At 70.0% G+C, this 22,395-nt stretch carries 22 protein-coding genes; 4 read left to right on the plus strand and 18 right to left on the minus strand.

Annotation, left to right across the window (positions count from 1 at the left end; translation table 11 throughout):
• Positions 1 to 52: 52 nt before the first annotated feature.
• From ACFVT1_RS35825 to ACFVT1_RS35845, 5 genes are all read right to left on the minus strand, one after another.
• A complete protein-coding gene (locus ACFVT1_RS35825; RefSeq protein ID WP_389803530.1) occupies positions 53 to 817 on the minus strand; it encodes a DUF3159 domain-containing protein in 765 nt (254 codons plus the stop codon).
• Between the two features lie 3 nt (positions 818 to 820).
• Complete coding sequence (locus tag ACFVT1_RS35830) at positions 821 to 1,237, minus strand: OB-fold nucleic acid binding domain-containing protein (RefSeq protein WP_362212782.1); 417 nt, start codon at positions 1,235 to 1,237, stop codon at positions 821 to 823.
• Positions 1,238 to 1,466: 229 nt separating this feature from the next.
• The gene (locus tag ACFVT1_RS35835) at positions 1,467 to 2,159 is read right to left on the minus strand and encodes a response regulator (protein WP_389803690.1); all 693 of its coding nucleotides are present in this window, start codon (positions 2,157 to 2,159) and stop codon (positions 1,467 to 1,469) included.
• Between the two features lie 70 nt (positions 2,160 to 2,229).
• Positions 2,230 to 4,773 (minus strand): ATP-binding protein, encoded by a 2,544-nt coding sequence (locus tag ACFVT1_RS35840; RefSeq protein ID WP_389803534.1) that lies wholly within the window; start codon positions 4,771 to 4,773, stop codon positions 2,230 to 2,232.
• A gap of 256 nt (positions 4,774 to 5,029) precedes the next feature.
• Entirely contained in the window at positions 5,030 to 5,779 is a 750-nt protein-coding gene (locus ACFVT1_RS35845) for an ABC transporter ATP-binding protein (RefSeq protein WP_389803537.1), read from the minus strand.
• 327 nt (positions 5,780 to 6,106) lie between these two features.
• Here ACFVT1_RS35845 and ACFVT1_RS35850 point away from each other — a divergent pair, with 327 nt between their 5' ends.
• Complete coding sequence (locus ACFVT1_RS35850) at positions 6,107 to 7,033, plus strand: M20/M25/M40 family metallo-hydrolase (protein WP_389803539.1); 927 nt, start codon at positions 6,107 to 6,109, stop codon at positions 7,031 to 7,033.
• Positions 7,034 to 7,054: 21 nt separating this feature from the next.
• Positions 7,055 to 8,479 carry a M1 family metallopeptidase gene (locus ACFVT1_RS35855; RefSeq protein WP_389803542.1) on the plus strand — a complete coding sequence of 475 codons (1,425 nt, stop codon included), beginning with the start codon at positions 7,055 to 7,057 and terminating at the stop codon, positions 8,477 to 8,479.
• 68 nt (positions 8,480 to 8,547) lie between these two features.
• Here the strand turns inward: ACFVT1_RS35855 and ACFVT1_RS35860 are convergent, their stop codons facing one another.
• The 7 genes from ACFVT1_RS35860 to ACFVT1_RS35890 all read right to left on the minus strand — a co-directional run bounded on the left by ACFVT1_RS35860 (position 8,548) and on the right by ACFVT1_RS35890 (position 15,397).
• Positions 8,548 to 9,216 (minus strand): potassium-transporting ATPase subunit C, encoded by a 669-nt coding sequence (locus ACFVT1_RS35860; RefSeq protein WP_389803545.1) that lies wholly within the window; start codon positions 9,214 to 9,216, stop codon positions 8,548 to 8,550.
• A 6-nt stretch (positions 9,217 to 9,222) separates the two neighbouring features.
• Positions 9,223 to 11,349 (minus strand): potassium-transporting ATPase subunit KdpB, encoded by a 2,127-nt coding sequence (gene kdpB, locus ACFVT1_RS35865; protein WP_389803548.1) that lies wholly within the window; start codon positions 11,347 to 11,349, stop codon positions 9,223 to 9,225.
• Positions 11,346 to 13,010 (minus strand): potassium-transporting ATPase subunit KdpA, encoded by a 1,665-nt coding sequence (gene kdpA, locus ACFVT1_RS35870; RefSeq protein ID WP_389803551.1) that lies wholly within the window; start codon positions 13,008 to 13,010, stop codon positions 11,346 to 11,348. The genes kdpB and kdpA overlap by 4 nt, the downstream gene beginning before the upstream one ends.
• Before the next feature lie 7 nt (positions 13,011 to 13,017).
• Positions 13,018 to 13,107, minus strand: a complete 90-nt coding sequence (gene kdpF, locus ACFVT1_RS35875) for a K(+)-transporting ATPase subunit F (protein WP_037777601.1) — start codon at positions 13,105 to 13,107, stop codon at positions 13,018 to 13,020.
• Positions 13,108 to 13,504: 397 nt separating this feature from the next.
• Positions 13,505 to 14,278: a DUF3710 domain-containing protein gene (locus ACFVT1_RS35880; protein ID WP_389803554.1), complete on the minus strand. Its 774-nt coding sequence runs from the start codon at positions 14,276 to 14,278 to the stop codon at positions 13,505 to 13,507.
• Position 14,279: 1 nt separating this feature from the next.
• On the minus strand, positions 14,280 to 14,813 hold the full coding sequence (dut, locus tag ACFVT1_RS35885; protein WP_362203692.1) for a dUTP diphosphatase: 534 nt from the start codon (positions 14,811 to 14,813) through the stop codon (positions 14,280 to 14,282).
• Positions 14,813 to 15,397, minus strand: a complete 585-nt coding sequence (locus tag ACFVT1_RS35890) for a PaaI family thioesterase (RefSeq protein WP_389803557.1) — start codon at positions 15,395 to 15,397, stop codon at positions 14,813 to 14,815. The genes dut and ACFVT1_RS35890 overlap by 1 nt, the downstream gene beginning before the upstream one ends.
• A 58-nt stretch (positions 15,398 to 15,455) precedes the next feature.
• Between ACFVT1_RS35890 and ACFVT1_RS35895 the strand changes: the two genes are divergently transcribed.
• Positions 15,456 to 15,911, plus strand: coding sequence for a DUF3093 domain-containing protein (locus ACFVT1_RS35895; RefSeq protein WP_389803560.1), 456 nt, complete (start codon positions 15,456 to 15,458; stop codon positions 15,909 to 15,911).
• A gap of 227 nt (positions 15,912 to 16,138) precedes the next feature.
• On the opposite strand, the gene ACFVT1_RS35900 is transcribed toward ACFVT1_RS35895, so the two are convergent.
• The 4 genes from ACFVT1_RS35900 to ACFVT1_RS35915 form a co-directional block, all read right to left on the minus strand.
• Positions 16,139 to 17,116 (minus strand): hypothetical protein, encoded by a 978-nt coding sequence (locus tag ACFVT1_RS35900; protein ID WP_389803562.1) that lies wholly within the window; start codon positions 17,114 to 17,116, stop codon positions 16,139 to 16,141.
• A gap of 12 nt (positions 17,117 to 17,128) precedes the next feature.
• Positions 17,129 to 17,425: a DUF4193 domain-containing protein gene (locus ACFVT1_RS35905; protein WP_003965732.1), complete on the minus strand. Its 297-nt coding sequence runs from the start codon at positions 17,423 to 17,425 to the stop codon at positions 17,129 to 17,131.
• Positions 17,426 to 17,829: 404 nt separating this feature from the next.
• Positions 17,830 to 19,065, minus strand: coding sequence for a sensor histidine kinase (locus tag ACFVT1_RS35910; protein WP_389803565.1), 1,236 nt, complete (start codon positions 19,063 to 19,065; stop codon positions 17,830 to 17,832).
• A gap of 6 nt (positions 19,066 to 19,071) precedes the next feature.
• Entirely contained in the window at positions 19,072 to 19,725 is a 654-nt protein-coding gene (locus ACFVT1_RS35915; RefSeq protein WP_389803568.1) for a response regulator transcription factor, read from the minus strand.
• A 376-nt stretch (positions 19,726 to 20,101) separates the two neighbouring features.
• Here ACFVT1_RS35915 and ACFVT1_RS35920 point away from each other — a divergent pair, with 376 nt between their 5' ends.
• Positions 20,102 to 20,275 (plus strand): hypothetical protein, encoded by a 174-nt coding sequence (locus ACFVT1_RS35920; protein ID WP_389803571.1) that lies wholly within the window; start codon positions 20,102 to 20,104, stop codon positions 20,273 to 20,275.
• A gap of 76 nt (positions 20,276 to 20,351) precedes the next feature.
• Here ACFVT1_RS35920 and ACFVT1_RS35925 read toward each other — a convergent pair whose 3' ends face one another.
• Together ACFVT1_RS35925 and ACFVT1_RS35930 are read right to left on the minus strand one after the other, a co-directional pair.
• The gene (locus tag ACFVT1_RS35925; protein ID WP_389803573.1) at positions 20,352 to 21,170 is read right to left on the minus strand and encodes an inositol monophosphatase family protein; all 819 of its coding nucleotides are present in this window, start codon (positions 21,168 to 21,170) and stop codon (positions 20,352 to 20,354) included.
• Positions 21,171 to 21,224: 54 nt separating this feature from the next.
• Positions 21,225 to 22,352, minus strand: coding sequence for a ferrochelatase (locus ACFVT1_RS35930; RefSeq protein ID WP_389803575.1), 1,128 nt, complete (start codon positions 22,350 to 22,352; stop codon positions 21,225 to 21,227).
• Positions 22,353 to 22,395: the final 43 nt, after the last annotated feature.

Genomic DNA, 22,395 nt, shown 5'->3' on the forward strand with positions numbered 1-22,395 from the left:
GCCCGGAACCGTTCCACACGGTTCCGGGCCCCTTCTGCCTGTCCAGGACGGTTCAGTAGTCCTCGTGGCGCGTCGCGGCGGCAGCCGCTTCCGCCTTGCGGACCTTCTCGGCCTGCTCCTGCGCCTCCATCTCGGCGAAGACGTCGATGGGCGGCGGCGCCTTGGCGAGGAACACCCAGGTCAGATAGACCGCGAGCAGGAACGGGGGAATCTTCAGCGCGACCAGGACCCAGCCGAACTGCGTGGTGTCGGCCCACCAGTACAGCGGGAAGAGGATCGCGCACTTGGCGAGCAGGATCAGACCCCAGGCGTAACTGGACTTGGCGTACGCCTTCTTGCGGCCGGGGTTCCTGGTGCGCCAGGAGAGGTTCTCCTTGAACACCGGGCCCAGGATCAGGCCGATCAGCGGCACCCCGGCGAGGGTGGTGATCAGGTAGGCGAGGGCCAGGCCGAGCGTGTAGAGCATGCCCGGCAGATAGAAGTCCTTGGCATTGCCGGTCATCATCGCGAAGACCACACCGAAGGCCACACCGAAGACACCGCTGAAGGCGTGCTTGACGGTGTCTCTGCGGATCAGCCGTACGGCGACGAGGACCAGGGAAACCACCAGGGCCGCGATGGCCGAGAGGTGCAGATCCTTGTTGATCGTGAAGATCGTGACGAAGAGCAGCCCGGGAAGGACTGTCTCCACCATCCCCCGGACACCGCCGAACGCCTCGAAGAGCGCTGCCTCGGTGACCGCCTTCGCGTCAGCCTCCTGCTGGTCGGTGCGGGTGATGCGGTCCGTGTCGGACGTCGGCTTGTCAAGAGACGTCACCGGCTACTCCTTGCCGAGCGGTCGGAGTTCGTATTTGGGGTTGAACAGCACCCGGCGTCCATGGCTCATGGCGATCCGGCCCGAGGCGATGAGCTTGCGTCCCGGTTCTATGCCCACGATGGAGCGCCGGCCCAGCCAGACCACGTCCAGCGGCGCGGTGCCGTCGAAGAGCTCGGCCTCCAGGGCGGGCACTCCGGCGCGCGGCCGCAGGGTGACGGTCCGCAACGTACCAGTCACCTTCACGATCTGCCGATCGGTGCATTCGGAGATCCGCGTGCACCCCGACGCCTGCGCGTCCTCCTGAAGCTCCTCGGACTCCAGGTCCTCCTGGGAACTGGACAGCCGGTCGAGCATCCGCCGGAAGCGGCCGGACGGTTTCGCCGCCTTGCCGGGCTTCTCGAATCGAGGAACAGCACTCATAACCGAAGGGTACCGGTCTCCTGTGCTCCGAGCGGGTGTCCCGGGTCTCACTCGACCGGGTTGCCCACCAGGGTTGCGGAGCGGGGAAGTCCTGCGACGCGGAAGGCCGCGGAGCCGGGCCGCCCTGCGACGCGGGGGAGGCGAAGCCCGGCCGCCCTGCGACGCGGGGGGGGTGCGGAGCCGGGCCGTCCGCGACGTCAGGGCGTGCGCGTTGCCGGGCGCGGCCCGTTCAGCCGCGCTCGAAGCGGTAGCCCATCCCCGGCTCGGTGACGAAGTGCCGCGGGTGCGAGGGGTCGGCCTCCAGCTTGCGCCTCAGCTGCGCCATGTAGACCCGCAGGTAGTTGGTCTCGGTGCCGTACGAGGGCCCCCAGACCTCCTGGAGCAGCTGCTTCTGGCTGACGAGGCGGCCGCTGTTGCGGACCAGCACCTCCAGAAGGTGCCACTCGGTGGGGGTGAGCCGTACGTCGCGGCCCTCGCGGTGGACCTTCTTCGCCGCCAGGTCGACGGTGAACCCCTCGGTCTCGACGGTCACGATGTCGTCGGAGCCGTGCTGGCCGACGGGTTCGGCGCGGCGGACCGAGGCACGCAGCCGGGCCAGCAGCTCGTCCATGCCGAACGGCTTGGTGACGTAGTCGTCGGCGCCGGCGTCCAGCGCCTCGACCTTCTCGTCGGAGGTGTGGCGGGCGGAGAGCACCAGGATCGGCACCCGGGTCCAGCCGCGCAGCCCCTTGATCACCTCGACGCCGTCCATGTCGGGCAGTCCGAGGTCGAGGACGACCACATCGGGGTGGCGGGCGGCGGCGAGCTGAAGGGCGGTCGCGCCGTCGGGCGCGGCGTCCACCTCGTACTTGCGTGCCTTCAGATTGATCACGAGGGCGCGTACGATCTGCGGCTCGTCGTCGACCACAAGCACCCTGGTCATGGGGGCCCTGCCTTTCTGCTGTACGGCGATCTCCCGGAACGTTGCGGAGATCATGAGATGACCTGCGAGGTCATGAGGTGACCCGCGCGGGCAGGTCGGGGCTGACCGGAACGTATCCCGATGCCGCCTTGAGCGTCAGCACCATGGTGAGGCCGCCGCCGGGGGTGTCCTCGGCGTCCAGCGTGCCGCCCATGGATTCCACGAAGCCGCGGGCGACGGCGAGGCCCAGTCCGACGCCCGCACCGCGCGGAGCGTCGCCGTAGCGCTGGAAGGGCTCGAAGATGCGCTCCTTGGCGTCTTCGGGGACGCCGGGGCCGCGGTCGGCCACCCGCAGCTCGACGCGTGAGCCGAGCGCGCTGGCGGACACGATGACGCGTTCGCCGTAGGGGCTGTACTTGACCGCGTTCTCGACGATGTTGGCGACGGCCCGCTCCAGCAGACCGGGGTCGACGTCGACCATCGGCAGGGTCTCGGGGATGTCCAGGTCCACACTGCCCTCGGGGACGCCGCCGAGTGCCATCGGGACCACCTCGTCGAGGTCGATCTCGCGGATCAGCGGAGTGACGGTACCGGTCTGCAGCCTGGACATGTCCAGGAGGTTGCCCACGAGGTGGTCGAGGCGGTCGGCGCCGTTCTCGATGCCCTCCAGGAGTTCGGCCTCGTCCTCCTCGGACCAGGCGACGTCGTCGGAGCGGAGGGAGCTCACGGCGGCCTTGATGGCGGCGAGCGGGGTACGCAGATCGTGGCTGACCGCGGCGAGCAGCGCCGTCCTGATCCGGTTCCCCTCGGCGAGCCGCCGGGCCTCCTCCGCCTGGCCGACCAGGCGTTGCCGGTCCAGTACGACGGCGGCCTGGGCGGCGAACGCGCCGAGCACCCGGCGGTCCTCCGCGGGCAGCACCCGGCCGGAGAGCGCGAGCGCCATGTGGTCGCCGACCGGCATGTCCACGTCGGCGTCCTCCGGCCGGGCCACCGGGGCCGGCCCGACGCTCCCGGCGCAGGTCCACGGGTCGACATCGCTCTGCCGTTCCAGCAGGGCGACGGACTCCATGCCGAAGGTCTCGCGGACCCGGTCCAGAAGCGCGTCCAGGGTGGTCTCGCCGCGCAGCACGCTGCCCGCCAGGAAGGAGAGGATCTCCGACTCGGCCCGCAGCCGGGCCGCCTGGTGCGTACGGCGGGCCGCCAGATCGACGACCGAGGCGACCGAGACGGCCACCGCGAAGAAGATCACGATGGCGACGAAGTTCTCCGGGTCCTGGACGGTCAGCGTGTGCGTGGGCGGGGTGAACCAGTAGTTCAGCAGCAGCGAGCCGACGGCGGCCGAGGCGAGGGCGGGCAGCAGACCGCCGAGCAGGGCCGCGGCGACGGTCATGAAGAGGAAGAGCAGAACGTCGTTGGCGAGCCCGGGGCCGTTGTCCAGGCCGGTCAGGAGCAGGGTGAGAAGGGCCGGGCCACCGACCCCGACCAGCCAGCCCCAGATGATCCGGACCCGGCCCAGCCGGGCGCCGCGGGCGATGGGCAGCCCGCGGCCCTTGGCGACCTCTTCGTGGGTGACGATGTGGACGTCGAGATCGGGGCCGGACTCCCGGGCGACCGTGGCGCCCACGCCCGGACCGTAGATGTACTGCCAGGCCTTGCGGCGGCTGGAGCCGAGGACGATCTGCGTGGCGTTCACCCCACGGGCGAATTCGAGGAGCGCCGACGGTATGTCGTCGCCGATGACGTGGTGGAACGTGCCTCCGAGGTCCTCCACGAGGGTGCGCTGGACGGCGAGTTCCTTGGGCGAGGCGGAGGTCAGTCCGTCGCTGCGGGCGATGTAGACGGCGAGGATCTCGCTGCCGGAGCCCTTGGCCGCCATGCGGGACGCGCGGCGGATGAGCGTACGGCCCTCGGGGCCGCCGGTGAGTCCGACGACGATGCGTTCGCGGGCCTGCCAGGTGGTGCGGATGTTGTGCTCGCCGCGGTACTGCTGAAGGTATTCGTCGACCCGGTCGGCGACCCAGAGAAGGGCCAGCTCGCGCAGGGCGGTCAGGTTGCCCGGACGGAAGTAGTTGGACAGCGACGCGTCGATCCGGTCCGGCTTGTAGATGTTGCCGTGGGCCATCCGGCGGCGCAGTGCCTGGGGCGACATGTCGACGAGTTCGAGCTGGTCGGCCCTGCGGACGACCTCGTCGGGGACCGTCTCGCGCTGGCGTACGCCGGTTATCGCCTCGACAACGTCGCCGAGTGATTCCAGGTGCTGGATGTTGACGGTGGAGATCACGTCTATGCCGGCCTGGAGGAGCTCTTCGACGTCCTGCCACCGTTTGGCGTTGCGGGAGCCCGGCACATTGGTGTGCGCCAGTTCGTCCACCAGGGCGACGGCCGGGGCGCGCTCCAGTACCGCGTCCACGTCCATCTCGGTGAAGACGGCCGAGCGGTACTCGATCTCGCGCCGCCGGATCTGCTCCAGGCCGTGCAACATCACCTCGGTGCGCGGGCGGTCGTGGTGCTCCACGAAGGCGACGACGCAGTCGGTGCCCCGCTCCACGCGCCGATGGGCCTCGGAGAGCATCGCGTACGTCTTGCCGACGCCGGGTGCCGCACCCAGGTAGATCCGAAGCTTGCCGCGTGCCATGGCCCCATTGTCTTCTCTGAACCGGCTGCGGCCGATGCGGCAGCCGGTTCGAAGCTACCCCGAGGATTCCCGGCATATGGGACGCGGGGTGGGGTGAGGGACCGAATTGACAGGATTCTGACGCGCGGGCCGCCGCTCAGCGGGTCGGCCGTGCGGGATTCCGGCGCCCGGGGCGGGCTCGGTGGCCCGATCCGGCGGGATCGGAGCCCACCCGGGCGGGCCCGGCCTCCTCCCCCGTCCCGTGCCGCCCCGCCCGCTACTCGTGCTCGACGATGTGCCCGTCGCTCAGCTCCAGCACCCGGTCCGCCAGCCCCAGCAGCTGCGCGTCGTGCGTCGCCACCAGCGCGGTGACACCCTCGCTCCGTACCACCGCCCGCAGCAGCTCCATCACCGCGAGCCCGGTCTCCGCGTCGAGCTGCCCAGTCGGCTCGTCCGCGATCAGCAGCGCGGGGCGGTTGGCCAGCGCGCGGGCGATCGCGACGCGCTGCTGCTGGCCGCCGGAGAGTTCCCCGGGGCGCTGAGCGGCATGGTCGGCGAGGCCGACCATGGAGAGCAGCAGCGCCACCCGGTCCTCGCGCTCGCGGGGGTCCGCCTTGCGCAGCCGCATGGGTACGCCGACGTTCTCCGCGGCGGTCAGGATCGGGATCAGGCCGAACGACTGGAAGATGAAGCCGATCCGGTCCCGGCGCAGTTCCAGGAGCTCGTTCTCGCCGAGGTCGGCGAGGTCCGTACCGTCGACGGTGATCCGGCCGCCGTCGGGGCTGTCGAGGCCGCCGACCAGGTTGAGGAGCGTGGTCTTGCCGGAGCCCGAGCGGCCCTTGAGCGCGACCAGCTCGCCGCGCGGCACCTCGAACGACACCCCGCGCAGCGCGTGCACGGCCCCGGCGCCGGAACCGTACGAGCGATGCAGGTCCTCGACCCGGAGCATGGGTCCGCGGGCCGGGTCCTCGGCGACTGCGGCACCGCCCTGCCCGCCGGTGCTCGTCCGGCCCGTGTTGTCGGTCATGCTTCTCCCCCGTACATGTCTCTCCCCCGTGCGTGCTCGGTCCCGTCGGCCGCCAGTATGTGCATGTGACCCGGGGCTGGGCAATGGCCGGAGGGCGTTGATCAGGAGTCCGGGCGGTCCCGGCGCTGCGCCGGGGCCGCCGCAGGAGCTCCGCGAGAGCCGAACGCGGGCATCCGGCACGGGCTTGACGGCTCGTCGGACCCGGGGGCCGGCGGCCCGGCGGCTCCCTCATCGGAGGACGACCGCTTCCCGACAACTTCCTGACACCGACTGACCAGTCTGGCCAAGGTCCACCGGGGCGAGAGCCCCGTCCTTGAAAGGGAGCGTATGACGTTACGAAGGAGTCTTCCCGGGCTGGCCGCCGGAGCCCTCGGAATATCCCTGGTCCTGTCCGCGGTACCGGCCGCCACCGCCGCCGGGGAAGCACAGGCCACCACCACGGCCGGGAAAGCACAGGCCCCCACCGTCTCCGAGCAGCAGGTGATGCCCCACCTGCGCGCGCTGCAACGCATCGCCGACCGCAACGGCGGCAACCGCGCGCACGGCACGAAGGGGTACGCGGACTCGGTCGCGTATGTGAAGAGCGCCCTGGACCGGGCGGGTTTCCGCACGAAACTGGTCCCCTTCACGTACGACGGCGCCACCGGCAGCAACCTGATCGCCGACTGGCCGGGCGGCGACCCGGACCACGTGCTCCTGACCGGCGCCCACCTCGACAGCGTCAAGGAGGGCCCGGGAATCAACGACAACGGCTCGGGCTCGGCCGCGGTCCTGGCCGCCGCCCTCCAGGTGGCCGAGTCCGGTCTCAAGCCCGAGCGGCACCTCCGGTTCGCGTGGTGGGGCGCGGAGGAGCTGGGGCTGATCGGCTCGGCGGACTACGTCGGGAAACTCTCCGCCGCCGAGCGCCGCAAGATCGACGTCTATCTCAACTTCGACCAGGCGGGCAGCAAGAACACCCAGCAGTGGCTCGTCGTCCACGACAACGAGCACGGTGAGACCGAGGCCCAGCAGGCGTTCGAGGCGTGGTTCGCCGAGCGGGACATCCCCACGTTCGACATCGGTGTCGGCGGTTCGGACCACGAGTCGTTCGGAAACGCCGGCATTCCGTCGTCCGGTTTCAGCACCGGCATCTCGGACTGCATCCACGAGGCGTGCGACGACCTCGCCAACGTGGACCCGAAGACGGAGACCACCAGCACCGACGCCCTCATCGGCGTGCTGTGGAAACTTGCCGCCGCCGCTCCCCGGCGTTGACCCCCATCCCAGGAACGAGACATGCGCAGACTGCTGAATCGACGCCGCAGGACCGCCGCCGCCCTCGTGGCCGCGGTCGTGAGCGGCTCCCTGCTGGCCACCGTCCCCGCCTCGGCCGCCATCGGCGGTCCGGGCGTCGGTGACCCGTACTTCCCCGACGACGGCAACTCCGGCTACGACGTGTCGCACTACGACGTCCGCATCGCCTACGACCCGGCGCGCACCGACCGCCTGGACGGCGACACCACCGTCACCGCCCGCGCCCTGACCGGCCTGGACCGCTTCAGTCTGGACCTCAAGGGCTTCACCGTGGCATCGGTCTCGGTGAACGGCACCCCGGCGAAGGCGTTCTCCCGGTCCGGCGCCCACAAGCTGGTCATCACCCCGGCCCGCCCGATCGCGAAGGGCACGACGTTCGCGGTCCGGGTGACGTACGCCGGCAAGCCCGACGCCGAGGGCTGGCACACGCTGAAGAGCGGCGGCGCGTACGTGACGGGCGAACCGCACGCCGCGACCTCCTGGTATCCCGCCAACGACCACCCGTCCGACAAGGCCACCTTCGACCTCACCGCGACGGTGCCCGAGGGCTGGACGGTCGTCGGCAACGGCCTGCCCGGCCCGGCCACCGCCAAGGACGGCAAGAAGACCTTCCGCTGGTCCGAGGACCGACCGATGGCGACATACCTCAGCACCGTCGCCATCGACAGGTTCACCGTCCACCGGGGGAAGACGTCCGCCGGAACGCCGGTCATCACGGCGTACAGCCCGGACGCCGTCATCGACCTCGACGCGGAGGCCGAGCAGACGGAGATCCTGGACTTCCTGACCGCGAAGTTCGGCCCGTACCCCTTCTCCTCGGCGGGCGCCATCGTCGTCGGTGCCACGAAGGATCCCACCGACGGCCCCGTCGCCATGGAGACGCAGAGCCGCCCCACGTTCAGCACGATGTTCTTCGACAGCTCGCTGGTCCACGAGAACACCCACCAGTGGTTCGGCGACAGCGTGTCGTTCAAGGACTGGCGGGACGGCTGCATCGCGGAGTGTGTCGCCCAGTACGCCGGGCAGCTGTGGGAGGAGCACAAGGGCACCGACCTCGACAAGGACTACTACCTCCCCGAGGTCGAGGAGAACAAGGACGATCCGTCGTTCTGGTCGACCAGGCTCTACGACCCCGGCCAGGGAAAGGAGCTGGACAGCGCGCTGTACTTCAAGGGTTCCCTGATGCTGCACGCCCTGCGGCGCACGGTCGGTGACGACGCGTTCTTCGGAACGCTCAAGACCTGGACCCACGACCACGCGTACGGCAACGCCTCGTTCCGGCAGTTCGAGGCGCTGGCCGCGAAGGTCTCGGGCAAGGACCTCACGGGCTTCTTCGGGGCCTGGGTGGACGGCACGGTCGTCCCGCCGGCGAAGTACCTCTACCCGGGCAGCCTGGGCACGTCCTAGACCGGAACGCCGGGGAGCCCGACGGCACCGAGGTGTCGTCGGGCTCCCCCGAGCTTCCCGAAAGCCGCTCAGCCCTCGTTCACCAACTGCTTGAGGGCGATGTTGAGCTGGAGGACGTTGACCCGCGGCTCTCCCACGAAGCCGAGGATCCGGCCGTCCGTGTGATGCTCGACGAGCCTCTCCACCTGGGCGACGCCGAGATGGTTGCGTTCGGCGACACGGCGCACCTGGAGCCGTGCGTACGCCGGGGAGATGGCGGGGTCGAGGCCGGAGCCCGAGGAGGTGACGGCGTCGGCCGGCACATCGGCGGGGCTGACGGGGTGGCCGGGCACGGAGTTGTCCTTGACCACCGCGGCCTTGGCAGCGGTGACCCAGTCGATGAGTTCCTTGTTGTCGCCGGAGCGGTTGGTCGCGCCGGAGAGGATCAGCTTGTACCGGGTGTTGACGCTGTTGGTGCCGAGGCCGTTGGACGGGCGCGGCTGGAACCACTTGAGGTCCGGGGCCGCGGTCTGCTGTCCCTTCTTCAGCGGCAGGTCGTAGCGCTGGCCGATGAGTTCGGAGCCGACGACCTTGCCGTTCGCGGTGATCTCGGAGCCATTGGCCTTGTCGGGGAAGACGCCCTGGGCGACACCGGTGACGGCGAGCGGGTAGAGCACGCCGCAGACGACGGTGAGGACGAGCAGGGCGCGCAGCCCGGCCCAGAGCAACCGGGCGGTGTTTGCTACGGAGTTGTTCATGGCAGGTCAGCCGATTCCGGGGATGTGGGAGATGATCAGGTCGATGATCTTGATGCCGATGAACGGGGCGACCAGACCGCCGAGTCCGTAGATCCCGAGGTTGCGCCGGAGCATCGAGTCGGCGCTGCTGGGCCGGTAGCGCACGCCCTTCAGGGCGAGCGGGACCAGCGCGACGATGATCAGCGCGTTGAAGACGACGGCGGACAGGATCGCGGACTGGGGCGAGGACAGCTGCATGATGTTGAGCTTGTCCAGACCGGGGTAGACCACCGCGAACATCGCCGGGATGATCGCGAAGTATTTCGCGACGTCGTTGGCGATCGAGAAGGTGGTCAGCGCGCCACGGGTGATGAGCAGCTGCTTGCCGATCTCGACGATCTCGATCAGCTTGGTCGGGTTGGAGTCCAGGTCCACCATGTTCCCGGCCTCCTTGGCGGCCGAGGTTCCGGTGTTCATGGCCACGCCGACATCCGCCTGGGCCAGCGCGGGCGCGTCGTTGGTGCCGTCACCCGTCATCGCGACGAGCTTGCCGCCCGCCTGCTCCCGCTTGATGAGGGCCATCTTGTCCTCGGGGGTGGCCTCGGCGAGGAAGTCGTCGACCCCCGCCTCCTCGGCGATGGCCTTCGCGGTCAGCGGGTTGTCGCCCGTGATCATGACCGTCTTGATGCCCATGCGGCGCAGCTCGTCGAACCGCTCCCGCATGCCCTCCTTGACGACGTCCTTGAGGTGGATGACCCCCAGGACGCGGGCGCCGTGCTCGTCCTCCCGGGCAACCAGCAGCGGTGTGCCGCCGGCCTCGGAGATCCGGTCGGTGAGCGCCTGCGCGTCCGGGGAGACACTGCCGCCGCGCTCCTTGACCCAGGCGACGACCGACCCGGTCGCGCCCTTGCGGACCTTGCGTCCGTCGACGTCCACGCCGGACATGCGCGTCTGGGCGGTGAACGCGACCCACTCGGCCTGCCGCAGCTCGCCCTGGTGGCGTTCGCGCAGCCCGTACTTCTCCTTGGCGAGCACGACGATCGAGCGGCCCTCGGGCGTCTCGTCGGCCAGTGAGGACAGCTGGGCCGCGTCCGCCAGTTCGGCCTCGGTCGTGCCCCGGACGGGGACGAACTCGGCGGCCTGCCGGTTGCCGAGCGTGATGGTGCCGGTCTTGTCGAGCAACAGGGTCGAGACGTCTCCGGCGGCCTCGACGGCCCGCCCCGACATGGCGAGCACGTTGCGCTGCACCAGCCGGTCCATACCGGCGATGCCGATCGCGGAGAGCAGGGCGCCGATGGTCGTCGGGATCAGGCAGACCAGCAGGGCGGTCAGCACGATCATCGACTGCTTCTGGCCCGCGTAGATCGCGAAGGGCTGGAGGGTGACGACGGCGAGCAGGAAGACGACGGTGAGGGACGCGAGCAGGATGTTCAGCGCGATCTCGTTGGGCGTCTTCTGCCGGGCGGCGCCCTCGACCAGGGCGATCATCCGGTCGATGAACGTCTCGCCGGGCCTGGTCGTGATCTTGATGACGATGCGGTCGGAGAGCACCTTCGTACCGCCGGTGACGGCACTGCGGTCGCCACCGGACTCCCGGATGACCGGCGCCGACTCACCCGTGATCGCGGACTCGTCCACGCTCGCCACACCCTCGACGACGTCTCCGTCGCCGGGAATGATGTCTCCGGCCTCGCAGACCACCAGGTCGCCGACGCGGAGCTCGGTGCCCGGCACCCGCTCCTCGTTCCCGCCGGTCATCCGCCGGGCGACGGTGTCGGTCTTGGCCCTGCGCAGGGTGTCGGCCTGCGCCTTGCCGCGCCCCTCGGCGACCGCCTCCGCCAGGTTGGCGAAGATCGTGGTCAGCCACAGCCAGACCGCGATCGCCCAGCCGAACCAGTCGCCGGGGTCCAGGCACGCCAGCACGGTGGTGAACACCGAACCGATCAGCACCACGAACATCACCGGGGACTTGACCATCACCCGGGGGTCGAGCTTGCGTATCGCGTCGGGGAAGGACTTGAGCAGCTGCTTGGGGTCGAACAGGCCCCCGCCGACGCGTCCTTCGCTCTGGTGACCCGTGGGCGCGTCCTGGTGCGGTGCCCGGGTGGGGGTGAGAGTGGACATCGAGTCCTCTTGCTTCGTACGAGTGGTCATGACGCCAGCCCCTCGGCCAGCGGCCCCAGCGCCAGGGCCGGGAAGTAGGTCAGCCCGGTGATGATCAGGACGGTGCCGGCCAGCAGTCCGCTGAAGAGCGGCTTGTGCGTGCCCAGGGTTCCCACGGTCGCCGGCACGGGCTTCTGCTCGGCGAGCGAACCGGCCAGCGCCAGCACGAACACCATCGGCAGGAACCGGCCCAGCAGCATCGCGAGACCGATCGTCGTGTTGAACCACTGCGTGTCCGCGTTCAGCCCGGCGAACGCCGAACCGTTGTTGTTCGCGCCCGAGGTGTACGCGTACAGCACCTCGGAGAATCCGTGCGCACCGGTGTTGGTCATCGAGTGGGGCGGGGTGGGCAGCGCCATCGCCGCGGCGGTGAAGCAGAGCACCAGCGCCGGGGTGATCAGGATGTAGCAGGCGGCGAGCTTGATCTCGCGGGTGCCGATCTTCTTGCCGAGGTACTCGGGCGTACGGCCGACCATGAGACCCGCGATGAACACCGCGATGATCGCCATGATCAGCATGCCGTAGAGGCCGGAGCCGACACCGCCGGGCGCGATCTCGCCGAGCTGCATGCCCAGCATCGTGATCCCGCCGCCGAATCCCGTGTACGAGGAGTGGAAGGAGTTCACCGCACCGGTCGAGGTCAGCGTGGTGGCCACGGCGAAGATCGACGAGCCGGCGATCCCGAACCGGGTCTCCTTGCCCTCCATCGCCCCGCCCGCGATGTCGAAGGCGGGCCCGTGGTGGGCGAACTCGGTCCACATCATCAGGGAGGTGAAGCCGAGCCAGATGACGCCCATCGTCGCCAGGATCGCGTAGCCCTGCCTGAGCGAGCCGACCATCCGGCCGAACGTCCGCGTCAGTGCGAACGGTATGACCAGGATCAGGAAGATCTCGAACAGGTTGGACAGCCCGTTGGGGTTCTCGAACGGGTGGGACGAGTTGGCGTTGAAGTAGCCGCCGCCGTTCGTACCCAGCTCCTTGATGACCTCCTGGGAGGCCACGGCACCGCCGTTCCACTGCTGCGAACCGCCGGTGAACTGGCCGACCTCGTGAATGCCGGAGAAGTTCTGGATGGCGCCGCAGGCGACCAGCACCAGCGCGCCGGCCACGGCGATGGGCAGCAGGATCCGTACGGTGCCGCGCACCAGGTCGGACCAGAAGTTGCCCAGCTCACCCGTGCGGGAGCGGGCGAATCCCCGCACCAGCGCCACCGCGACGGCGATGCCGACGGCGGCCGAGACGAAGTTCTGCACCGCGAGGCCGCCGGTCTGCACGACGTGGCCCATGGCCTGCTCGCCGTAGTACGACTGCCAGTTGGTGTTCGCGACGAACGACGCCGCCGTGTTGAACGCCTGGTCGGGGTCGATCGAGGAGAAGCCGAGCGATCCGGGCAGACTGCCCTGGAGCCGCTGCAGCAGGTAGAGGAAGAGAACACTCACCGCGGAGAAGGCGAGCACACCACGCAGATACGCGGGCCAGCGCATCTGCGTGTTCGGATCGGCGCCGATGGCCTTGTACATCCACTTCTCGACGCGCAGGTGCTTCTTCGAGGAGTAGACGCCGGCCATGTAGTCGCCGAGCGGTCGGTACGCCAGCCCCAGCGCCGCAACGAGCGCGAGGACCTGGAGCACACCAGCGAGGACGGGGCTCATATCGGGCTCAGAACCTCTCCGGGTACAGAAGGGCGAGGACGAGATAGCCCAGCAGGGCAACGGCCACGACGAGGCCGACGACATTTTCGGCGGTCACAGCTTGGCCACCCCCTTGGCGATGAGAGCCACCAACGCGAACACCGCGATCGTGGTGACGACGAAGGCCACATCGGCCATCGTGTGCTCCTAGATGAGGTACGGAATCTCTGACCGCTTGAGCAAACCTCGCGTTTCGGCCGTTCCGGCCTGCGTTGATGGCTTCCTTACGGGCGGGGGCAGGCCCTTGACGGCGCACATACGTGCCCCATACGCGCCCCTTACGCGCCCCTGCCGTGCACACCGGGAGCTCGTCCCGGGCCCTTGGGACGCATGCGAAAAGGCCGGTGGGCCGGACCCCCTGGGAAGGGGATACGGCCCACCGGCCTTCGGCTGTGCCGGGCGCATGCCCGTATCAGCTCGGCGCACGTCGGTTCAGCGTGCGTCGGATCAGCGGTTCAGCGCACCTCGGTGATCTCGGGGCCGCGCTGGAGCTGGCCCATGCCGCCGGAGAACTTCGAGCCCTCCTGGCTCTCCTGCTGGACGCCCTCGGGCACCATCTGGGCGTCGTTGGGGAGCTTGAGGACGATCGGGTCGCGCGGCGCCATCGGGCCCTCGCCGCGGACGACCACGGTGTCCCGGAAGACCGTCTCCAGCAGCCCCGCCGCCTCCGGCTGCACGGCGCCCTGGCCGGAGATCACTCCGCGCAGGAACCAGCGCGGCCCGTCGACGCCGACGAAGCGCACCAGCTGCACGCCGTTCGTCCCGTCCGGGAGCTGTACGGGGACCTGGGCACGGAGCTCCCAGCCCAGCGGGCCCTCGACCTCGTCGATGATCCCGCCCTGCTGGGTGATGCCCCCGGCGATCTCGTCGCGGACCTCGCCCCAGATGCCCTCCTTCTTGGGGGCGGCGAAGGCCTGCAGCTGGATGGCGCTGTCGCGCAGCACCACGGTCGCGGCGACGATCGCGTCACCGGCCACCTCGACGCGCAGCTCCATCCCCTCGACACCGGGCACGAAGATGCCGCCCAGGTCGACCCGGCCCTCGCCGGGCTGGGAGACCTCGGTGATGTCCCACGGTCCGTCCGGCCGCGGCGCCGGCGGAAGATTCACCCGACGCGAGCCGCTGGCGGCCCCATCGGCGTCATCGAGCTCGTCGACGACCTGCTCGGCCTCGCGCGCTTCGTCCGCCACGTCCTCGGCGGAACCACTCTTCTTGCGACGTCCGAACACGTCACTGTCCTTCCCGGTCGGGTACGACCGAAGCGTAGCTGTTCCCGCCCTGGGTGATCCCGCCCCTGACGCCATCGACATCACCGGAAGCATGGCCTCCGGTCGATCCGAACCCTCCCTCGCCGCGGGCCGAGCCGGGAAGCTCCGCCACTTCGTGGAAGCGCACCTTCTCGACCTGCTGTACGACCAGTTGGGCAATCCGGTCGAACCGCTCGAACCGCACGGGCTCGCGCGGGTCGAGATTGATGACGATCACCTTGATCTCTCCACGGTACCCGGCATCAACCGTCCCCGGGGCATTCACGAGGGCGACTCCGCAGCGTGCGGCGAGACCGGACCGCGGGTGCACGAACGCGGCGTACCCGTCGGGCAGCGCGATCGACACCCCGGTGGGCAGCACCGCCCGCTCGCCCGGAGCCAGTTCGGCGGCCTCGGTGGTCACCAGGTCGGCCCCGGCGTCGCCGGGGTGCCCATAGGCCGGAATCGGCACCTCGGGGTCGACACGGCGGATCAGTACGTCCACGGGACGGCGCATCAGGGGTTCACCTCGAACGCGCGGGCGCGCTTGACCTGGTCCGGGTCGGCCATCGCGGCCTGGATCTCGGCCGGGCGGCCGTTCTCGATGAAGTGGCCGACCTCGACCTCGACGAAAAGGGCCTCGGCACGGACCGCCACGGGTCCGTCCGGCCCGCCGATCCGGCCGGTCGCCCGGGAGTAGATCTTCCGGCCGTGCATCGCGGTGATCTCGGCGTCGAGGTGCAGCACCGTGTCCACCGGCACCGGCCGCACGAAATCGGTCTCCAGCCGCCCGGTCACCGCGATCACCCGCAGCAGCCAGTTCAGCGAGCCGAGCGTCTCGTCCAGCGCGGTGGCCAGAATGCCCCCGTGCGCCAGTCCCGGGGCGCCCTGGTGGGCTGCCTTCACGGTGAACTCGGCCGTGACGCTGACGCCCTCGCCGGCCCGTGCCTGGAGGTGCAGTCCGTGCTGTTGCCCCTCGCCGCAGCCGAAACAGTGTTCGTAGTGCGCGCCGAGGAGTTCGCCGGGTGCCGGGGCTTCGGGGTGCCGGACCGGTTTCACCGCGCCGACCGGGGGCTTCAGAGCCGCAGATGTTCCACTCACAGGCGCAGACCTTACCCGCGCGGCCACCCGTGGGTCGCGCCGTGCCAAGCTTGGCTTCATGCAGCCTTCCGCCCCGCCCTTCGAAGAACGACTGACCGCGCCCCGCTCGTGGTGGCTCATCGCCTTCCTGGTCGGCATCGCCTGCGCCCTGATGCTGCTGCCGCTCGGCACCCTGCCGCTACTGGCCGGCCTGGTGGGCGGTACGGCCCTGTCCGCCGTCGCGGTGAGCTCGTACGGTTCCGCCAGGATCCGCGTGGTCGCGGGCGCCCTGGTGGCCGGTGACGCACGGATTCCGGTGACGGCGCTCGGCGCGGCCGAGGTGCTGGACGCGGAGGAGGCGCGCGCCTGGCGCTCGTACAAGGCGGACACCCGCGCGTTCATGCTGCTGCGCAGCTACATCCCGACGGCGGTCCGGGTGGAGGTCACCGACCCGCAGGACCCGACGCCGTACGTCTATCTGTCGACCCGCGAGCCGCAGGCCCTGGTCGCGGCACTCAGTGCGGTGCGGGCCTAAGGGCTGTGCCGTGGCGGGCGTGCACCGACAGCTACGGCATCTTGCCGCGTTGTCGGAACACCCGAATACATCCAGTTTGAGGGCGTCCCTCCGCCTTGCGATGCACCGCATCTGACGCCGCACGCCGATCCACCGGGGATTACGGGACAGCCCTTGGGCACACGGCGCGGTGCGGGCCCGGACGCAGGACGCGCCGAGGTCCGTCGGGCGGCCCCGGGGAACGCCGGCTACCTCTCCGGCTCGCCCGGCAGGCCCTTGCGCAGGACGTCCGGACGCTCCAGCGGCGGCAGCTGCGGAAGCCGGTCCCAAGGGATCTGGCGCTTGCGCAGGTCCTTCCTGACCCGTTCGGCGAGCTTTCTGGTGTCGCGCCGGTTCATCACCGCGCCGACGGCGGCACCGACCATGAACGGGACGAGATTCGGTAGATCGCGCACCATGCGCTTCATGATCTGCTGGCGCAGCTCACGTTTCATCTGGCCGCCCAGCGCCGCGTTGACCGTCGTCGGGTGGGCGACGTCGATGCCGCGTTCCTCCGTCCAGGAGGTGATGTAGGCGCTGGAACGCTGGATGACCCCGCCCGGTGGGCGCAGCCCGTAGACCTCGTGCAGCTCGGCGACGAGCTTCATCTCGATCGAGGCCACGCCGGTGATCTCCGCCGCCAGCTCGGCGAACATGGCGGGCGGTACGGGCATCATGGCCGCCGCGCCGATACCGGCGCCGACGGTGGCGGTGGCTCTGCTCGCGCCCGCGATGAGCTTGTCGGCCAGCTCCTCGGGCCCGAGGCCCGGGAACTGCTTGCGCAGGGTCGCGAGATCGCGCACAGGGATGCGGGGAGCGTTCTCGATGATCAGGTCGGCGATATGACCGATCGCGGCCCTGGCGCTCTCCCCGCCCTTGCGTGCTCCCCGTTTCACTGAACTCAGACGGCCTGCCCCGGTCACGGGCTCCGTCCTGTCGACCTGTCCGGCCCCATCGGCCGTGTCGACTCCTTCGTGTCCTTCGATTGCCGTGACTGCTTCTGCCGTGACTGCTTCGAGCGAGGCCGACAGGCCCCGCTCGTCGTCCCACTCCCCCGGGGAGGGTGGCAGGGCGGACCGCTCGGCAGGCGCTGCTACGCCTTCCGCCGGGCCTGTACCGCCCTGATTCGCCTCCGACGACCTCTTGCGCCGCAAGCGTCGCTTCCGGAACGGTGTGTCGCCTGCCACGGCCGGCTCGACCTAGTCGCAGTCGCGGCAGATCGGCTGGCCGTTCTTCTCGCGTGCCAGCTGGCTCCTGTGGTGCACGAGGAAGCAGCTCATGCACGTGAACTCGTCGGCTTGCTTGGGCAGGACCCTTACGGCCAGTTCTTCGTTGGACAGGTCTGCGCCAGGCAGCTCCAGTCCTTCGGCCGCGTCGAATTCGTCGACGTCGACGGCGGACGCCGTCTTGTCGCTCCGGCGCGCCTTGAGCTCTTCAAGGCTGTCCTGGTCGACGTCGTCATCGGTCTTGCGTGGGGTGTCGTAATCCGTTGCCATGTCGCTCTCCCCCTCTGGGTGTCTGCGGTGTCTCAGCGCTCGTAACGCGTGAGAGGCCGGACTTGTGCCCGACCCGAGGCGGAGATTTTGCCTCACATCAAGGTCTGTTACTCAATCGACACCCAAAAGAACCGCTCGCGAGCGATCGGCTTGGGTGGCGATGGGGACCGTACACGGTCCCGGTGTCGCGCTTCACGGGCGCCACCCCGTGTACTTCCCGTGATATCAGACCCCGAAAACCCCGACTTTTGCGGGTTTTCCGGTGAAGACCCTGATCACGGAGCGTGGGTGTGCCCGCATTCGCTTCTGTGATCGATCACACACGGCCGATCCGGGCCCAGGTCCCGAAAATTCCGCTCAAAGCGAACAAAGTAATACGCGGGCGGATCGCCTCGTCCAGCCCGTCAGGCCGGCAGTGAGACACGCATCACAAGGCCACCGCCCTCGCGGGGTTCCGCGAGGATACGGCCGCCGTGAGCGCGCGCCACGGACCGCGCGATCGACAGGCCGAGCCCGACCCCCTTGTCGCTGCCCGTTCGCTCGGTACGCAGCCGCCTGAAGGGCTCGAAGAGGTTGTCGATCTCGTACGCGGGCACCACGGGGCCCGTGTTCGAGACCACCAGCACGGCCTGGCCGGACTGCAGCTCGGTGGTGACCTCCACCCAGCCCTGCTCGGGGACGTTGTAGCGCACGGCGTTCTGCACGAGGTTCAGCGCGATCCGCTCCAGCAGGACGCCGTTGCCCTGGACAACGGCGGGGGCCCGCTCGCCGCGGATCTCCACGCCCCGCTCCTCGGCCTCGCCGCGCGTCTGGTCGATCGCGCGCGAGGCCACCTCGGCGAGGTCGACGGGTTTGCGCTCGATGATCTGGTTGTCGCTGCGGGCGAGCAGCAGCAGGCCCTCGACCAGCTGCTCACTGCGCTCGTTGGTGGCCAGCAGGGTCTTGCCGAGCTGTTTGAGCTCCGGCGGGGACTGCGGATCGGAGAGATGGACCTCCAGCAGCGTGCGATTGATCGCGAGCGGGGTGCGCAGCTCGTGCGACGCGTTTCCGACGAACCGCTGCTGGGCGGTGAAGGCGCGCTCCAGACGGTCGAGCATCTCGTCGAAGGTGTCGGCGAGCTCTTTCAGCTCGTCGTCCGGGCCGTCCAGCTCGATCCGGCGGGACAGATCGGTTCCGGCCACCTGGCGGGCCGTGCGGGTGATCCGGCCCAGCGGGGAGAGCACCCGGCCCGCCATGGCGTAGCCGAAGGCGAAGGCGATGACGCTGAGGCCGACCAGGGCCAGCAGTGACCGGTTCAGGAGGGTGTCCAGCGCCTGCTGGCGCTGGTGGTTGACGCAGGAGTTCATGGCCGCGTTGGCGGCGTCGGAGGTGGTCTTGCCGCTGAAGCTGAAGTTGCACACGTCACTGGTGACCTGGCCGCTCACGATCTTGAACGGCAGTTCGCTGCCGACATGGAGGGCCTGGGCGGCCAGCATGTAGATGATCGAGAGGAGCAGGATGCCCGCGATCAGGAACATGCCGCCGTACAGCAGCGTGAGCCTTATCCGGATGGTGGGGCGCAGCCAGTAGGGCGGCTCCTGCTGTTTGGGCTCCCAGGTGGGCTTCGGGGGCGCTGCCGGCGGCGCCGGGACGGTGGGCATCGGCCGTCAGATCCGGTACCCGGAACCGGGCACGGTGACGATCACCGGCGGCTCGCCGAGTTTGCGCCGCAGTGTCATGACGGTCACCCGGACGACATTGGTGAACGGGTCGGTGTTCTCGTCCCAGGCCTTCTCCAGCAGCTGCTCGGCCGAGACGACCGCGCCCTCGCTGCGCATCAGAACCTCCAGCACGGCGAATTCCTTCGGTGCGAGCTGGATCTCGCTCTCGCCCCGGAAGACCTCGCGGCGGTTGGGGTCGAGCTTGATTCCGGCGCGCTCCAGGACGGGCGGCAGTGCCACCGTCGTACGCCGGCCCAGCGCCCTGACCCGCGCGGTGAGCTCGCTGAAGGCGAACGGCTTGGGCAGATAGTCGTCGGCGCCCAGCTCCAGCCCCTCCACCCGGTCGCTGACGTCCCCGGACGCGGTGAGCATGAGCACCCGGGTGGGCATGCCCAGCTCGACGATCCGGCGGCAGACGTCGTCGCCGTGCACGAGAGGGAGGTCCCGGTCCAGCACCACGACGTCGTAGTCGTTGACCTCGACGCGCTCCAGGGCCGCGGCTCCGTCGTACACGACATCGACGGCCATGGCCTCACGGCGCAATCCGGTGGCCACCGCATCGGCGAGCAGCTGCTCGTCCTCCACGACGAGTACGCGCACGGCGCTGTCCTTCCCTAGAAACTTCAGAACGTCGAAAACTTCGGAACGTCTCGATGCGCTCACGGTCCGTGATGCGGGCCGCTCATCGGCATCGGTCTGTGCTGCTCCATCCTGCCCGCAACGCGTATAAACCGGCGGTAAGGCGGCGCTGGCCGGCCGGGGCCGCGGGGAAGCCGCAGGATTTCCGGGCCAGTTGAGGTTTCTCTGAGCTCGGTGCCGGGGAGGACGCATTCACACCCGCGATCACGCCTTGAATGTGGCGCGCCACTGGCCACTCCGTCCCCGGAGAGTGCGTGATCACCCGCCCTACCGCCTCCGTGCGGAGGGAAACCCGGGCACACCCCCGTGCCACCGACCCACGATGAGGGGGCGCATTATGGACGCTTTCACCGCAGGTCTGCTGCAGCGCATCAAGACGACCGAGTCCGACCTCACGAAAGCTCGCGAGACGGGCGACGACTTCCTCGCGGATGTCGAGCAGGGCGAGCTGGACGACCTGCACCGCCTCGCCGCCGAGCACGGCGTCGAAATCGGCGCCTCGCGCGTCTGAACCACGTGACGGGCCCCTGATGCCGCATCCGGCGTCAGGGGCCCTCTCGCGTGCCGGGACGGGCCCGGACGGCCCCTCAGTCGTGCCAGGCGCCGAGCTCCTCCAGCAGGGCCTGCAGCGGCTCGAAGACACCCGGTGTCGCGGCGACCGTCAGATCGCCGTCGGCGGGCAGTCCGGGGCGGCCGCCGGTGTACGCCCCCGCCTCGCGGGCGATGAGATCGCCGGCTGCCAGGTCCCACGGGTGGAGCCCGCGCTCGTAGTAGCCGTCGAGCCGCCCCGCGGCCACATCGCAGAGGTCCACCGCTGCGGAGCCGCTGCGCCGGATGTCGCGCAGCCGCGGGATCAGCTGCTGGGCCACGTCCGCCTGGTGCGCACGGACCCGGCCGACGTAGTTGAAGCCGGTCGAGACGAGCGCCTGATCGAGCGGCGGCGCCGGCCGGCAGCGCAGCGCGGTGCCCTCGCCGTACCCACCGCCGGTCGCGTACGCGCCGCCGCCGAGCACCGCCCGGTACGTCTCGCGGCGCATCGGGGCCTCCACCACACCCACGACCCGCTCGCCGTCCCGCTCGGCGGCGATGGAGACGGCCCACGTAGGCAGTCCGTACAGGTAGTTCACGGTGCCGTCGAGCGGGTCGATGACCCAGCGGATTCCACTGCTGCCCTCCGCGCTGGCCCCTTCCTCACCGAGGAAACCGTCCTGGGGGCGCCGCTCGGTGAGAAAGCCGGTGATCAGCTTCTCGGCGGCGATGTCCATCTCGGTGACGACATCGATCGGGCTGGACTTGGTCGCGGCCACCCCCAGGTCGGCGGGGCGGCCGTCGCGCAGCAGCGCACCGGCGCGGCGGGCGGCCTCCAGGGCGAGGTCGAGCAGTTCGGACAGGTTCGGGTCGGTCACGGCGCTCCAAGGTCTCCGGGCGAACGGCGGGGGCTGAGGGCTGTCCCGTAACCGCTAGGCGTACGGACTGTCGACGCCTGCGGCGGCGGGCTTGAGGGCACGGGCCGGACAGCAGCCGACCGGGCAGAGGTCATGGCTCGGGCCGAGCGCTCCCAGCGCGCACCGCTGCGCACCGCGCCCCTGTTCGGTGGCCGCGCGCTCCAGCACCAGTTCACGCACGGCCGCGGCGAATCGCGGGTCGGCGCCCACGGTCGCGGACCTGCGCACCGGGAGTCCGAGCTCGGCGGCCTTCGCGGTGGCCTCCGTATCGAGGTCGTACAGCACTTCCATGTGGTCCGAGACGAACCCGATGGGGGCCATCACCACGGCGGGGACCCCTTCGCCGTGCTGCGCCTCCAGGTGGTCGCAGATGTCGGGCTCCAGCCACGGGATGTGCGGGGCGCCGCTGCGCGACTGGTAGACGAGCTGCCAGGGGTACTCGACGCCGGTCTCCTCGCGCACCGCGTCGACGATCAGCCGGGCGACGTCCAGGTGCGCGGCGACATACGCGCCGCCCTCGCCGTGCTCCTCCACGGGGCCGGAGGTGTCGGCGGCGGAGGTGGGGATGGAGTGCGTCGTGAAGGCGAGGTGCGCCCCGGCCCGTACACCTTCGGGGAGGTCGGCCAGGGAGGCGAGCACGCCGTCCACCATGGGCCGCACGAATCCGGGATGGTTGAAGTAGTGCCGGAGCTTGTCGACCCGGGGCACCGGCAGCCCCTCGGCCTCCAGGGCCGCCATCGACTCGGCGAGGTTCTCGCGGTACTGCCGGCAGCCCGAGTAGGAGGCGTAGGCGCTGGTGGCGAGTACGGCGATGCGGCGGCGTCCGTCCGCGACCATCTCGCGCAGGGTGTCCGTGAGGTACGGCGCCCAGTTGCGGTTGCCCCAGTACACCGGCAGGTCGAGTCCGTGCTCGGCGAAGTCCTTGCGCAGGGCGTCCAGCAGGGCCCTGTTCTGGGCGTTGATCGGGCTGACGCCGCCGAACAGGAAGTAGTGCTTGCCGACCTCCTTCAGCCGCTCCTCGGGGATGCCGCGGCCACGGGTCACGTTCGCCAGGAACGGGACCACGTCGTCCGGGCCTTCGGGGCCGCCGAAGGAGAGCAGCAGCAGGGCGTCGTAGGGAGCGGGGTCGCGCAGATCGGACATGGCATCGATCCTGCCACTCGCCTCGGGCGGTGCTCCCACCGAC

Origin of the sequence: Streptomyces sp. NPDC057963, assembly GCF_042887155.1 — a bacterium.
In the GTDB taxonomy this organism is placed as follows: Bacteria; Actinomycetota; Actinomycetes; order Streptomycetales; family Streptomycetaceae; genus Streptomyces.

Bases quoted from the DNA above. Each gene is read 5' to 3' on its own strand.
- ACFVT1_RS35855 (WP_389803542.1), top strand. From the start codon at position 7,055: ATGCGCAGACTGCTGAATCGACGCCGCAGGACCGCCGCCGCCCTCGTG.
- ACFVT1_RS35920 (WP_389803571.1), top strand. From the start codon at position 20,102: ATGGACGCTTTCACCGCAGGTCTGCTGCAGCGCATCAAGACGACCGAG.
- ACFVT1_RS35850 (WP_389803539.1), top strand. From the start codon at position 6,107: ATGACGTTACGAAGGAGTCTTCCCGGGCTGGCCGCCGGAGCCCTCGGA.
- kdpB (WP_389803548.1), bottom strand. From the start codon at position 11,349: ATGACCACTCGTACGAAGCAAGAGGACTCGATGTCCACTCTCACCCCC.
- ACFVT1_RS35860 (WP_389803545.1), bottom strand. From the start codon at position 9,216: ATGAACAACTCCGTAGCAAACACCGCCCGGTTGCTCTGGGCCGGGCTG.
- kdpA (WP_389803551.1), bottom strand. From the start codon at position 13,010: ATGAGCCCCGTCCTCGCTGGTGTGCTCCAGGTCCTCGCGCTCGTTGCG.
- ACFVT1_RS35840 (WP_389803534.1), bottom strand. From the start codon at position 4,773: ATGGCACGCGGCAAGCTTCGGATCTACCTGGGTGCGGCACCCGGCGTC.
- ACFVT1_RS35845 (WP_389803537.1), bottom strand. From the start codon at position 5,779: ATGACCGACAACACGGGCCGGACGAGCACCGGCGGGCAGGGCGGTGCC.
- dut (WP_362203692.1), bottom strand. From the start codon at position 14,813: ATGCGCCGTCCCGTGGACGTACTGATCCGCCGTGTCGACCCCGAGGTG.
- ACFVT1_RS35835 (WP_389803690.1), bottom strand. From the start codon at position 2,159: ATGACCAGGGTGCTTGTGGTCGACGACGAGCCGCAGATCGTACGCGCC.
- ACFVT1_RS35905 (WP_003965732.1), bottom strand. From the start codon at position 17,425: ATGGCAACGGATTACGACACCCCACGCAAGACCGATGACGACGTCGAC.
- ACFVT1_RS35895 (WP_389803560.1), top strand. From the start codon at position 15,456: ATGCAGCCTTCCGCCCCGCCCTTCGAAGAACGACTGACCGCGCCCCGC.
- ACFVT1_RS35830 (WP_362212782.1), bottom strand. From the start codon at position 1,237: ATGAGTGCTGTTCCTCGATTCGAGAAGCCCGGCAAGGCGGCGAAACCG.
- ACFVT1_RS35930 (WP_389803575.1), bottom strand. From the start codon at position 22,352: ATGTCCGATCTGCGCGACCCCGCTCCCTACGACGCCCTGCTGCTGCTC.
- ACFVT1_RS35910 (WP_389803565.1), bottom strand. From the start codon at position 19,065: ATGCCCACCGTCCCGGCGCCGCCGGCAGCGCCCCCGAAGCCCACCTGG.